This is a genomic window from Falsiroseomonas sp. HC035 (assembly GCF_050563525.1).
Taxonomy (GTDB): Bacteria; Pseudomonadota; Alphaproteobacteria; order Acetobacterales; family Acetobacteraceae; genus Falsiroseomonas.
This window is the reverse complement of sequence record NZ_JBNXUN010000016.1, coordinates 55,159-67,385: the sequence shown is the minus strand read 5'-3', so window position 1 is coordinate 67,385 and position 12,227 is coordinate 55,159. Positions and strand designations below refer to the sequence as shown.

Sequence of the window (12,227 nt, the reverse complement as noted above, 5' to 3'; positions counted from 1 at the left end):
CGGCGCCCGATGCCGGAGACCACTACCATGACGCCGTCCGACACCCAGTCGCTCATCCTGCGCGAAGCTGCGCAGCATAAGGCGGGGCTCGCGCCGCTCCCGAAGCTTCCCGCCGCTGCTCGTAGTGCTGTCTTCCGCAGCATTCTCAAGACCGGGCTTCTGGCGGAGCTGCCGGCACCGGCGGAGCATGTCGGGCGGGCCTGGCGCCAGGACGAGGCGGGTGCCTGGATCGCGCTCCGCATCACCGATGTTGGCTGCGCCGCCATTGGCCTGGAGACCCTGCAGACGAACCAGGAGGCCGCCGTGGCACCCGCGGCCCCCGACGTGGCGCAGCTGGGCGCCGAGGCCCCCGGCAGCATTGACAGCCCGCCTCAGCGCTCCGAGGCGGCATCCCTGCCCCAGCACGCGAGCCCTAGGCGTGCGAACTTGCGCGACGCTGCCGCGGCAGTGCTCTCGGCCTGGGACGCCTCCCAGCCACTCGACTCCGCGCTGGCCTCCCTGCGCGCCATCCTCGCCGGCCGGCCGGCCCGCGCGCCACGAGCAGCCGACACATCCCGCAGGCCGCGCGAGGGCACCAAGCAGGCGGCGGTGCTGGCCCTGCTGCGCCGGCCGGAGGGGGCGACGGTGGCCCAGGTGGTGGAGGCCACTGGCCGGGCGCCGCACACCGTCCGCGGCTTCTTCGCCGGCCTCCGGACCGGGCACGGCATTGAGGTGACGGTGCTGGAGCGCGTCCGGCAGGTCGGCCCGAACAAGATCGGCGCCAAGGGCAGCTACAGCGTCTACCAGATCGCCGCGGTGCCGGCCTGATGCGCGCGACGCAGCACAGTGCCTCGCGGCTGGCGGTCGGCCTTTACCGGGTCTCGGCCGCGGAGCAGGGCCAGAGCGGGCTTGGGCTGGAGACGCAGCAGGCCAGCGCGCGCCTTCGTGGCGGCCCAGGGCTGCACCCTGGCGGCCAAGCTCTCCGATATTGAAGGTAGCAAGGACGGCCGGCGGCCGAGCTTCCGGGCGGCTCTGGCGCGGCGCCGGCAGCTGGGGGCAGTGCTGGTCGCGGGATGGCTCGATCGGATCACCCGGCGCAGCGGACATGCCGGGCGCCTCCGACCTAATGATGCGCGTCCATGCCGCAACGGCGCAGAAGGAGAGGGAACTGCTTGCCGAGACGACAAGCACCGCCTTGTCCGCCGCCAAGGCCGGTGAGCGGCTGCTTGGCGGCCACCGGGGCTACCCCTGTCCCGCAGGCCCGGACGCCACGGCGGCGGCCCAGGCGCTATGGGAGGCGTCGGAGCGGGCTGCCAACCGACTGGTGCTGGAGGTCGAACGGCTTCGTGCTGATGCGAACGCCGTTCAGCAGAGCGCGGGCACTGTGATGGGTCCGTCCTGTGATTGCTGCCTCGGGTAAGGCGCTTCCGCGCGCTGTCCTCCAGGCCAATATCATCGGGAACAAATTTCTGGCCGCGTACATATTTCGGCCCCCACCCCCCCTTACATGGTGCATGGGGGGGGGCGACTGCGTGCGGGCTGAGCCGGCTCGGGCTGAGCTTTGCTGGGCCAGCCGCTGGGCGCCTTGCTTGTGCTGGCCGATGGGCCTCCGGCTCGATGTGCAGCCTCGGCACAGGACGCGACTCGTTGGCCACGCCAACACCGCCAAGCACGACGGGTCTGAGTGGCGCTGCAAACTTCTGGTGGACACGGATGGAGGTGGCGTCGAGGAAGGCCATGCCGGGCCGATGCCCCGCGCCTGCGTCATCATGAATAGGCGTTCCAAGACGCACAACCGGGACCAGCGGATGAAAGCCGGCGCGGCCAGTCTTGGGCGTCCGGGCAGTGCCCGAACCCACCAAGGCCCGAACCCCGGGGCAGGACGCGCCACTTCGCCATCTTGTCGTGTCGCCAAAGGATCGCACCCACCGTGCGCCACATGAGTTGCGGGGCACCTTGGTATGCGGGGCGGCACGCCTCGACCAGCGGCCCCAGCACCGCCCTCTGCTCGTCCGTCAGTACCAGCCTTGTCCTCCGCAAAGGCAGGACAACACGCGCTTGCGCCTTCGGTTCGTGCATAGCCTGAGGCATGGCCCGCCCAAGGACGCCGGCCGGTGCGCGTCTGAGCGGTTTCACTCCGCCTAACTGTCTTCTTTTGGCCTGATGCCGCTAACCTGGCCGGAGCCAAAACTCGCCCCGCCCGGGGAGACGCGTCGTCGCAGACGAGGGCCTCGAAGCATGCTCGACTGCTTGCTCCGCCTGCTTGCCGCCTCGGCGCGCTCTGGGAGGAGGCTGCTGGCGCTCGCCATCCTTGGCGGCATCCTCCTGCCACCCGCTGCATGGGCGCTGCGTGGTCTGGTCCCGGTCGCGGTGGTTGGGCTGAGCACGCTGGTGCTGCTGCGCGTGGACGTCCCGGCCACTCTCGCACAGTTGCGCCAGCCGGGGCGGCTCGCCGCCGTCCTGGTCGTCCAGATGCTGGCCTGCCCCGTCCTCGCCTGGGTGGTGGTCCGGGCGCTCCCGCTCGACCCTGGCATTGCCGACGCCGTCGTGCTCTTCGCCACCGGAGCGGCGATCGTCTCCGCTCCCGCCTATGCCCGCCTGCTCGGGCTCGACGCCGAGCTGTCGCTGCTGGGCGCACTCGTTGGCACCCTGCTCGTGCCTCTCACCGCGCCGCCGATCGCTTGGGCGCTGACGGGGGTGGACCTGGCAGTCGGCATGGAAGCCTTCGCGGCGCGGCTCGGAACAGTGGTGGGCTTGCCGTTCGTGCTCTCGGCCCTAATCCGCCGGCTGGCCGGGTCTGCGCGGCTGGAGGCGTTGGGCCCGGCCTTCGACGGGCTGACGGTCTGGCTGCTGGTTGCGTTCGGCTTCGGCGTTATGGACGGAGTCGGGGCGCGGCTCCTGGCCGAGCCGGGCTGGGTGCTGGAGGCGACGCTCGCCGCCTGCGCCGCGAGCGCCGGGCTGAACCTGGTGACCGCGGCCGCCCTCTTGCCCTTTGGCGCGCGGACCGCCGCGACTGCGGGCATGCTGAGCGGGTTCCGCAGCATGGCGCTCTACCTCGCCGTCCTGCCGGAAGCGGCCGACCCGCGCGTGGCACTCTTCTTCGGCCTCTATCAGATCCCACTCTACCTTGGGCCGCTCGTGCTGGCGCCCGGCTATCGCCGGCTCCTGCGGTGGAGCGGGGAGTGTCGCGCTTGAGCCGGCGATCCCGGCCGTGCGAGCCTCGGGGCGAGCAGCGGGAGACGGTGGGATGGCGCTCGATGCACGGGCCTTCACAGCGTTCGAGAGTGCGGCGCATGACCGCATCGCCGGCAGATACGCGGAGCATTTCGCCCCTCTGACCGGCCTCGCACTTGGGTCGCTGCTCGATGCGGTGCGGGTTGCGGCAGGGCGGCGGGTACTGGACGTGGCTACCGGCCCAGGCGTGGCCGCCGCAGCCGCCCTGGGCCGCGGGGCGGCCGTCACGGGCGTGGACGTCTCGCCGGCCATGGTCGCCCTGGCGCAGCAGGCCCACCCCGGCGTCGAGTTCCGGCTGGGCGACGTGGTCGCCTTGCCGTTTCGCGACGGCAGCTTCGATGCAGTGCTCTGTAATTTCGGGCTTGGCCACTTCCCTGAGCCGGAGGAGGCGCTAACCGAGTGCGTGCGCGTGCTGGCGCCGGGTGGCTCTCTTGCCTTCAGCTGGTGGGATCAGCCTGTACGGCAGCGCGTGCAGGGGCTGTTCCGCGAGACGATTGCCGAGCTGGGAGTGCCGCCGCACCCGGATGTGCCGCAGGGGCATGACACGTTCCGCTTCTCCGCCCCGGAGGCCTTCGCCGCGCTACTGCGCGGGGCGGGGCTACGCGATGTGACCGTTACGGAGCACCGCACGGTCCACGCCATGCCGGACGTCGAGGCGCTGTGGCGGGCTGGCATGGGTGGCATGGCGATCACCGCCAGCGCGATCGCGATCCAGGACGAGGCCACCCAGGCGCGGGCACGCGAGGTCCTCGCACGGCGGGCCGAGGCTCATCGCGGCCCACAGGGGCTCGAAATCCCAATCTCCTACTTCATCGGCACAGGCCAAAAGACCTGATGGCCAAGAGCTGACGGGCCCTAGCCAGATTGAGTTCGGGACCACCGAGCAGCCCAATTACGGTCGAGCAAGCCTCGCCGTCGCGACACATCCGCTCAGCGACAAGGTGCGTGAAAAGGTATGCAGTCCGCGCATCCGCCCACGTACGAGGCGCACCGTGGGAACCAAAGTGGGAATAATCCTTTGGATGACCCGCAATCTATTGATATGTAACGTATCAATGGCGGAGAGGGTGTCCGCCTCACTCGCGTCTTGTGGTGTCCTGTCCCGTTCCAATCTCCGCAGGCTACGCACGGCGTTCGCCTTCTGCACCCTTCGTTCCGTCCCCGCGTGTTTCCGGTTGCGTCCCGCCAGTCCACAAGATATTTGTGGACGTGGTTGTGGACCGGAGGCGGAGCGGTGGCGAAGGCAGCGGGCAAGCTCAACGGCAAGCTGACGGCGATTGAGTGCAAGGCGCTGGTGGCGACCGGAAAGCCTGGCGCCCATGCCGATGGCGGCAACCTGTACCTGCGGATCGCGGGTGCCGCGGCTGGCAAGTGGACGCTGCGCTACATGCTGGCGGGCAAGGCGCGCGAGATGGGGCTCGGCGCCTTCGACGCGGATGGCAAGCGGGGGCTGACGCTAGGGCAGGCCCGCGAGGCCGCCGCCGATGCTCAACGGATGCTGCGCGACGGTGTGGACCCGCTGGCGCACCGTAAGGCAGAAGCCGAGGCGGAGGCCGCGCGGGCTGCCGCTGCCGTCGCCAAGGCGCACACCTTCCGCACCGTGGCCGAGTTGTACATCGCGGCGCACGAGGCCGGCTGGCGCAACCTGAAGCACCGGGCGCAGTGGCCAAGTACCCTTGGCGCCTACGCCTACCCGAAGATCGGCAAGAAGGCGGTGGGGGAGATCACCACCGATGACGTGCTTGGGTGCCTCAACCCGATCTGGAACGCCAAGCCGGAGACGGCGACGCGGCTGCGCGGCCGGATAGAGGCGGTGCTTGACTACGCCGCCGCCCGCGGCTGGCGCATGGGCGAAAACCCGGCGCGGTGGCGCGGCCACCTGTCCAACCTGCTGCCGCGCCGGTCCAAGGTGGCCCGGGTGGAGCACCATGCGGCTTTGCCCTGGCAGGACATGGCGCCGTTCATGGCACGGGTACGGGCGCAGCCGGGCACCGCCGCCAAGGCGCTGCTGTTCTGCATCCTGACGGCAACCCGCACCACGGAAACGCTCGGCGCCCGCTGGTCGGAAGTGGACATGGGCGCCGCCGTTTGGGTGGTGCCGGGCGACCGCATGAAGGCCGGCAGGGAGCACCGCGTGCCGCTGTCTGCTGATGCGCTGGCCGTCCTGCGGAGCATGGAGGCGGAGCGGACAGCGGAAGGTGAGGACTTCATCTTTCCAGGCGCCCGCCCGAACAGGCCGCTGTCCTCCATGTCCATGCTCATGCTGCTGCGCCGAATGAAGCGGGGCGACCTGACGGTGCATGGCTTCCGCTCTGCCTTCCGCGACTGGTGCGAGGAAGCCACCAGCACGCCGCACGCGGTGGCGGAGGCCGCGCTGGCACATACCATTGGGGACAAGGTGGAAGCCGCCTACAGGCGCGGAGACCTGTTCCAGAAGCGGGCAAAGCTGATGGCGGAGTGGGCCGTGTTCTGCGAGAAGGCGCCGGGCGCAATCATCCCACTTGCGCCCGGCTTGGCTGAGGCTGGTTAACCGACCCGCGCGAGGGCATGCCTCACGGCGAATTCCAACCGCGGCGATACTCTGGGTCGCTTCGTCGCCGTAGGTCGAGGGGGCTCAAGAACCGCTGAGCCTGCTGGCAACCGGCGACGAACAGCGGGTCAGGCCCACCACAAGGGGCGGGCCTCGGGAGGCTACGTTGTCCGGCCCAGAATTCGGCCCCTAGCCGATAAGAGCCCGACTGCTGGTCAGTAAATTCTTCCCACGTTCGCCGGTCGGCGGCTCCTTGACGGAATGACGCGGAGGGTGGCGCGGGAGCAGGCGCAGGAAGAGCCGCAATCACAGGCGGAGCAGCCACTTGGGGCTGACGTGAAGCTGTTGCTGTATGGTCATCGAGATAGGTCACTCGCATCGATCGAAGATCAGCGTCATTCAGCCATGCCACGTCATTTGGATTAGTGATGACCATTCGGCCGATAATTGAACGCGGGACACCGTAGGCGGCTGCTTCTCGCGCGATGACCATCGTCATCGCCAAAGTATCGGCATTCTCCGCACCAGCAACACTGGCGCTATGGACCCCTATCTGAGCATTACGCTGCGCCCATCGATCCGGAGACGCAGCAAAAATCAAGAAACAGGCGGAAATGCAGTCTTGCGTTACAACTACAGGAATCCGCCATCTACTTACCAAGGCAGCGATATCAGATGCCGTAACGACACTTCCGCCCGAACTATTAATGACTAGTATTACATCTCGGCCCGGCTTCGATCTGACGGCGGCAGAAAACTTTTCGGCATCACCTGGACGTATGGAACCCACCGCAGCCACGACCGAAAGATCGCCCGCATCAGAAGTGGTGATATCCATGCCTGAAGCCGGCGCTGCGGAAACAACCGCGAGGACGAAAAACAATATTGTAATTCGTGCCACGCTCGCCTCGCCTAGGTTTTTTCCAATGCTACTTCCAAAGGCTGGCGCTGAAAAGCGGTGTAACCGCAGCCTCGCTGCGGCGCACCAACGAAAATTACCGAACCGGCTTCCACTGGTCGGCTTCGATCCGCAAAGCAATCCACGTTTCGCCTGCGTTCACGCTGGGCTTGGACAGCGCCACAATCTCCGGCGGCTGGCCGCACGCCTGACACCGCAACCGGGCCAGCGCATCGCCTACGGTGATGCCGGGCCGGGATGCGGCGATCGCTGCCACCGGGAAGCGCCGGAAGCGGCAGGCCGGTGACGGGCATTGCGTGGCGAATTGAAAGTCTTCGAAGTCGGATAGCGGCCGAGGTAGCGCGGCCCGGCCGGCGACCATGTTCGCATGGTCCTGGAATTGCGCGCCGGGGCGGTGTGTCATGTGCCGGACTAGCGCAGCGACCAGCGAGGGCGCCAGCGTCGGGATGCTACATGCGCCTATCGCAACAACCGTGTATGATGCGGCTGGCGGGGGCGGGTTTTGGCCGGCCTCGCGCGCGGAGCCTCCGCCCGCGCTGCCCTTGCCAGCTACCCAGCGGAGCGCGCGGAGGCGCAGAAACGGTGACCGAAGCAGCGTGCAATTCGACGCCGTCCGGGACGCGAAAAATCCATGCCCAAGACGCAATCGGGCTTCTAGCTTTCGGCGAGCTACTCTCGCTGACCGATCTCCTGGCAGCCTCAAACCCGAAGCCCACCAGGGAGTGGGGCGCGCCGTTCCACCTTAAGCCGCTGCTGGCAGCTTTGTCGGCCCGGGCAAAGGGCGAGGTATGGCGACTGGGTGGGAAGTCCGAATGGGGGGCTTGGAAGCTGCGAGCACAGGCCAGAAGGCTGATGCGGACCACCGGATTGTCCGCGGAAACCCTGGCTGCCGAATTGGAAGGCGACCTATTCCGCGAGGCCGAAGTAGGCCGAAGGATCGCGGCCGCGCGGGCGCAGCTAGTTGACGCCGCGCGGTGTGAGAAGATTGGGTTTCACGGGCGACGCGGCAACTATTGGTTGAAGGAGATGGCCGACAAGCACGAGAGCGTGCCCGCGACCGATTTCCTTCGCGCCGACATCACGGTCACCGAGGACGGCTGGGCAACCATTGATCCAGGCAAGACCACGGAGGGATTGGTTTCGCGCCGCTCGTCTAGCTTCCCTGATTGGGGCGACCTTTACGTCCGGTTGTCGCAAGTGATCGCGCTGCTTCCCGAACACATGCGCGGGCTCCCGGTCGAGGTTGCATCGCCGACTGAACCAGGTTCTGTCCCCGCGCCAGCGAAGGTCTTGGTTGACGGTGCGGCACGAAACATCGCGCGAGACTTGCTCGTGAACCGGGGCCAGCCGCCAACGCAACGCGAGGTAATCGCCGTGTTGCGGGCCGAGGGATTTCTGCCGACCGAATCGAGGTTCGCCGCCGCAAACCTCCCATCGGATCTAAGGCGCGGGCGGGGAGAACATGACCGAAAGCTCGCAGCCGACAAGCGCGGAAAGTTTCCGAGAGACAGCGCTGGGGTACCCAAAGCATAATCTCCGGGTGATAATCCCCTAATCGCCGGATTGGGCGGCGATTAGGGGATTAGTGCCACCCGCCCCTGCTACCGATAAATGAACGACCGTCCCTCGCAATGCCGCGAGGCTTGGAGACGGTCCAATGCGCGTTACTCCCCATTCTACTCCGGTCAACACCACCCCCGCCGGCTTTCGTATCCCCGCCGCTGTCGCGTGGAGCGGCCTGAGCCGTAGCGCAATCTATCGCGAAGCCAGCGCTGGGCGCCTACTGCTGCGCAAGTCGGGGCGCACTACCATCGTGGACGGCCCTTCACTGGCGCGGCTGGTAGAAAACCTGCCTGCAGCCAATTTGTCGAAGAAGGTGGCCGCGTAATGCGCGCCCCGCTGCACCTGCTTCGCGTCACCACCCCCTAACGCAAACCGCCGGACCTGCTGGGGCCCGGCGGAGATGCGTTCTTCGTGCTGATGTACTGCGACTTCGACAATCGCAACTTAGCACACCACGCGCCTCGCGCCACGGTCCAGTTGCCTCCGGCGGCCAAGTGAAACGGCCCCGAAAATGATCCCATCCAGCACTAGCACCGCCTGCGGCCCGCGCCGCCGGCAGCGCCGATTAGCACCTCCTGCACCCATGCCGTTGTTCGCCTGGGCCGCACAGAATCACCGCGTCGTCCCATTCGGCGCCCGGCTCCAACTCCGCGCCGACCTACTCGACGCCGAGGGCGAACCGCGCGCCTGCATCACCATCCCGGGGCAGCGCATTCCGCTGGCCTATCCCAACATCGGCGCCGCTCTAACCGCGCTCCGTACCATGGAGGCCGCCCATGCATGCCGCTGAATCCACCACCGGCCGCCAGCGCCATCTGCTGCGGATGGGCACCACCGTGCTGCCGATCCCGAAGCGCGCGGCAAGCCTGGCCAAATTGCTGATCGCGCATCCCCTTGGACTGACCCGAATTGACATGTTGAAGGCGGCTGTCCCCGGGCTGGCGCTGAACGCAACGTGCCATGTGTCGCGGCTACGGAAAGCAGGCTGCCCAATCGAAAGCGTGCCGGTGATCGGCGCCGACAGTGACGGCAACAAGGTGACGTTCGTCCGCTATCGGCTGGCCGGTGAAATCGCCATCACCTTCGAACCCTGGCCGGTGGCGGAGGGCGCGGCCGATGGCGAATGACCTGGAAACGGTGACGGTGGTGCAGGCGCGAGGCCGTCGCCTGGCCAAGCTTATCCATGCCGACCGCACGGCAGAGCCATACGACAGAACCAAGACGGTGGACCTGTTGACCATGGAGGTTGCCGACCTCGATGACTTGGCGGCACTGCTCCGGGGCCTGGTTCCCCGGCGCGACTGCTGCATCGTTCGCGGCGCCGTCATTGATCCGCGGCGAAGCTGCGGAGTGCGGCGCCTGTCGCACCCGGATCCGGAGACGGGCGAGGCGCCGACGCTACGGGAGGTAGCCCGGCGGTGGGTGGCGCTGGACGTGGATAGCGTCCCGCTGCTGCCCGGCACCGATCCGCACGACCTGGCAGCCTGTGCGCGTTCGGTGGCGCCGATGCTCCCCGCCGGTTTTCACCGCCGGCGCGTGGTGGTGCAGGCAACGGCGTCGCACGGCATCAAGCCCGGTGCGAGGCTGCGGCTTTGGTACTGGTACAGCCGACCGATGACCAGCGCGGAGAACAAGGCGCTGTTCGCCGGCTCGCCGGTTGACCGAAGCCTGTTCAGCGCCGCGCAGCCTCACTACACCGCCGCCCCCATTTTCGATGGCTGGGCGGACCCGCTTCCGCACCGCCTCGCGGTGGTGGACGGCGTGCCGCTGGTGGACCCGCCGCCGGCAAATGTGTTGCCCCCCACAACCTCGCCGACACAGCCCCTAGGAAGGCCGCTGGTGGCATTCGGCGTGCTGCGCGGTGGAAGCGCCACGGCGCGGCTTGCCGGCCTTCTCTGCACCGTCAGGACCGCGGCAGAGGGCGAGCGCCACCGCACCCTGTTCTGGGCATCCTGTCGTGTCGGCGAAATGGTGGCGGCCGGCGAGGTTGGCGCGGACGCTGCGGTGCGCGTTCTGGCAGAAGCCGCGATAGAGGGCGGGGGGCGCGATCAGTGCAACGCCGAGGCAACCGCACGAGACGGCATTGCGCGTGGCGCTGCGGAGGTTCGGGAATGAGCGCCGTACTCGACACCACGGCCGCAGATGCCGCCGAGATTGCGCGCCTCGCCTCGCTAGATCCTCTGGCCTATGAGCGGGAGCGAGAGGCCGCGTCGAAGCTGCTGGGCATCCGCGTCGGGTCGCTGGACGCGGTAGTGCAGAAGGCGCGGCCGGCACCTGATGCCGCGCAGACGCGCAGCGTCACCTTGCTGGACGTAGAGCCGTGGCAGGACGCGGTAGCCGGCGACAAGCTGTTGACAGGGCTGGCGGGCGTGATCCGTCGGCATGTGATCCTGCCGGCGGCTGCGGCGGACTGCATCGCGCTGTGGATCGCACACACGTGGGTGGCGGAGCGGTTCCAGCACACGCCGCGGCTTGGCATCGGCTCGCCGGCCAAGCGGTGCGGCAAGTCCACCCTGCTGGACGTGCTGCGCGCGACCTGCAAGCGCACGCTCAAGGCCGACAATATCTCCGCCAGCGGCGTGTTCCGCACGGTGGAGGCGCTGCGGGAGGAAGGCGGGCTGACGCTACTGGTGGATGAAGCCGACAGCTTCCTTGGCGACAACGAAGAACTGCGCGGCATCCTCAACAGTGGCTTTGAGCGATCGGGCGAGGTGGTCCGGGTGGTGGAGTTGAAGGGCGAGTACAAGCCGGTTCGCTTCGCCACCTTCTGCCCTGTGGCGCTGGCCGGCATCGGTAAGCTGCCGGACACGCTGGCGGACCGCTGCGTGCCGATCACGCTGCAACGGAAGTCGGCGGCGGAGACGGTGACGAAGTTGCGGGCACCTGGCGCACGCGACGCGCTGCACATGGCAACCCGGCACCTTGCCCGGTGGTCATTGGATCGCGGTCCGCACCTGCCGCTTGATCCGGCAGTACCGGAAGCAATGGGCGACCGAGAGGGCGATATCTCCATCCCGCTGCTGTCCATCGCGGACGATGCCGGCGGCGACTGGCCGGCGCGGGCACGGCGTGCGCTGCTTGACGTGTTTGGGCACCGCAACGCGGCCGAGGGCAACGCAGAGGTTGGCGCCCTGCTGCTGTCCGATCTGCGGCGCCTGTTCAGCGAAAAGGGCGCTGCGCGCGTCCCCACCACCGACATCATCGGCGCGCTGGAACAGATGGACGAACGGCCCTGGCCCGAATGGAAAAACGGCAAGCCGATGACGCCAGTGCAGTTGGCGCACGCGCTGTCGCCGTTCGGGGTTCGCCCGACAACATACCGTCCGCCCGGCGGCGCGCCGGTGAAAGGCTATCAGCGGGACCATTTTGCCGAGGCGTGGACCCGCTACTTGCCCCCTTCGGCCATAGCCCCGGCCCCAGAACCGTAACGCCGTAACATGAGAACGATATCAATGGCTTGTGGCAATTCTAGGATAGTAACACCTTGGGCGGCGTTACCGCTTGTGGGACCGGAAAACTGGCGGAAATCCGCCAATGTTACGGCGTTACGGTTCGCGAGCCCCCCTTTGGCGGAAGTTGAAGGTGCGGCGGCATGAACGGCCTCATCTCCGTCGGCGCGCGCCTCGCGAAGCTGCTGCCGCTGCTGGCGAGCGACCACCACGGCGAGGTGGTGGCGACCGCCGCCGCCATTACCCGCACGCTGGCGAAGGCCGGAGCGGACTGGCACGCACTGGCGGATCTAGTGGCAGGCGAAGCAAAGCGGCAGGCGGCGCCGGCCTTCACCTTCGCCGGCCTCGCCCCGAAGAAAGCGCGCAAGCAGATTGCGTTGCTTGCTTGGCGCATTGGCGTAAGTGCCGCGGACCGGGCGCGGCTGGAGCGCTATCGGGCATGGCTGCAGGGCAAGCCCGTTTCCACCCGGCTGCCGGCCGATGACGTCGCCTGGCTGGACGGTATTTGGCGGCGAGCCTTCGGCGAGACGGCATAGCCGCGGCATGAGCACGA

General features: G+C 68.0%; 14 protein-coding genes. 12 read left to right on the top strand and 2 right to left on the bottom strand.

Annotated features, from left to right (window positions below):
* The first annotated feature begins 27 nt into the window (after window positions 1-27).
* The 6 genes from ACLF3G_RS24045 (at window position 28) to ACLF3G_RS24020 (ending at window position 5,743) form a co-directional block, all read left to right on the top strand.
* Window positions 28-807: a DUF3489 domain-containing protein gene (locus ACLF3G_RS24045; RefSeq protein WP_430671933.1), complete on the top strand. Its 780-nt coding sequence runs from the start codon at window positions 28-30 to the stop codon at window positions 805-807.
* The gene (locus ACLF3G_RS24040; protein ID WP_430671932.1) at window positions 807-971 is read left to right on the top strand and encodes a hypothetical protein; all 165 of its coding nucleotides are present in this window, start codon (window positions 807-809) and stop codon (window positions 969-971) included. Before ACLF3G_RS24045 ends, ACLF3G_RS24040 begins: the two co-directional genes overlap by 1 nt.
* A gap of 134 nt (window positions 972-1,105) precedes the next feature.
* Window positions 1,106-1,399, top strand: coding sequence for a hypothetical protein (locus tag ACLF3G_RS24035; protein WP_430671931.1), 294 nt, complete (start codon window positions 1,106-1,108; stop codon window positions 1,397-1,399).
* 830 nt (window positions 1,400-2,229) lie between these two features.
* On the top strand, window positions 2,230-3,174 hold the full coding sequence (locus tag ACLF3G_RS24030; RefSeq protein ID WP_430671930.1) for a hypothetical protein: 945 nt from the start codon (window positions 2,230-2,232) through the stop codon (window positions 3,172-3,174).
* Between the two features lie 52 nt (window positions 3,175-3,226).
* Window positions 3,227-4,048, top strand: coding sequence for a class I SAM-dependent methyltransferase (locus ACLF3G_RS24025; protein ID WP_430671929.1), 822 nt, complete (start codon window positions 3,227-3,229; stop codon window positions 4,046-4,048).
* A gap of 399 nt (window positions 4,049-4,447) precedes the next feature.
* Window positions 4,448-5,743: a tyrosine-type recombinase/integrase gene (locus ACLF3G_RS24020; RefSeq protein ID WP_430671928.1), complete on the top strand. Its 1,296-nt coding sequence runs from the start codon at window positions 4,448-4,450 to the stop codon at window positions 5,741-5,743.
* Window positions 5,744-5,765: 22 nt separating this feature from the next.
* Here the strand turns inward: ACLF3G_RS24020 and ACLF3G_RS24015 are convergent, their stop codons facing one another.
* Window positions 5,766-6,581: an ATP-dependent Clp protease proteolytic subunit gene (locus tag ACLF3G_RS24015; protein ID WP_430671927.1), complete on the bottom strand. Its 816-nt coding sequence runs from the start codon at window positions 6,579-6,581 to the stop codon at window positions 5,766-5,768.
* 157 nt (window positions 6,582-6,738) lie between these two features.
* Entirely contained in the window at window positions 6,739-7,065 is a 327-nt protein-coding gene (locus tag ACLF3G_RS24010) for a hypothetical protein (protein ID WP_430671926.1), read from the bottom strand.
* 179 nt (window positions 7,066-7,244) lie between these two features.
* On the opposite strand from ACLF3G_RS24010, the gene ACLF3G_RS24005 reads away from it, so the two are divergent.
* From ACLF3G_RS24005 to ACLF3G_RS23980, 6 genes are all read left to right on the top strand, one after another.
* The gene (locus tag ACLF3G_RS24005; protein WP_430671925.1) at window positions 7,245-8,195 is read left to right on the top strand and encodes a hypothetical protein; all 951 of its coding nucleotides are present in this window, start codon (window positions 7,245-7,247) and stop codon (window positions 8,193-8,195) included.
* Between the two features lie 613 nt (window positions 8,196-8,808).
* Complete coding sequence (locus ACLF3G_RS24000; protein WP_430671924.1) at window positions 8,809-9,015, top strand: hypothetical protein; 207 nt, start codon at window positions 8,809-8,811, stop codon at window positions 9,013-9,015.
* Window positions 9,002-9,352: a hypothetical protein gene (locus tag ACLF3G_RS23995; RefSeq protein ID WP_430671923.1), complete on the top strand. Its 351-nt coding sequence runs from the start codon at window positions 9,002-9,004 to the stop codon at window positions 9,350-9,352. The genes ACLF3G_RS24000 and ACLF3G_RS23995 overlap by 14 nt, the downstream gene beginning before the upstream one ends.
* A gap of 10 nt (window positions 9,353-9,362) precedes the next feature.
* Window positions 9,363-10,340, top strand: a complete 978-nt coding sequence (locus tag ACLF3G_RS23990; protein ID WP_430671922.1) for a hypothetical protein — start codon at window positions 9,363-9,365, stop codon at window positions 10,338-10,340.
* Complete coding sequence (locus tag ACLF3G_RS23985; protein WP_430671921.1) at window positions 10,337-11,653, top strand: DUF3631 domain-containing protein; 1,317 nt, start codon at window positions 10,337-10,339, stop codon at window positions 11,651-11,653. The genes ACLF3G_RS23990 and ACLF3G_RS23985 overlap by 4 nt, the downstream gene beginning before the upstream one ends.
* Before the next feature lie 164 nt (window positions 11,654-11,817).
* Window positions 11,818-12,210, top strand: a complete 393-nt coding sequence (locus tag ACLF3G_RS23980; protein ID WP_430671920.1) for a hypothetical protein — start codon at window positions 11,818-11,820, stop codon at window positions 12,208-12,210.
* Window positions 12,211-12,227 lie beyond the last annotated feature (17 nt).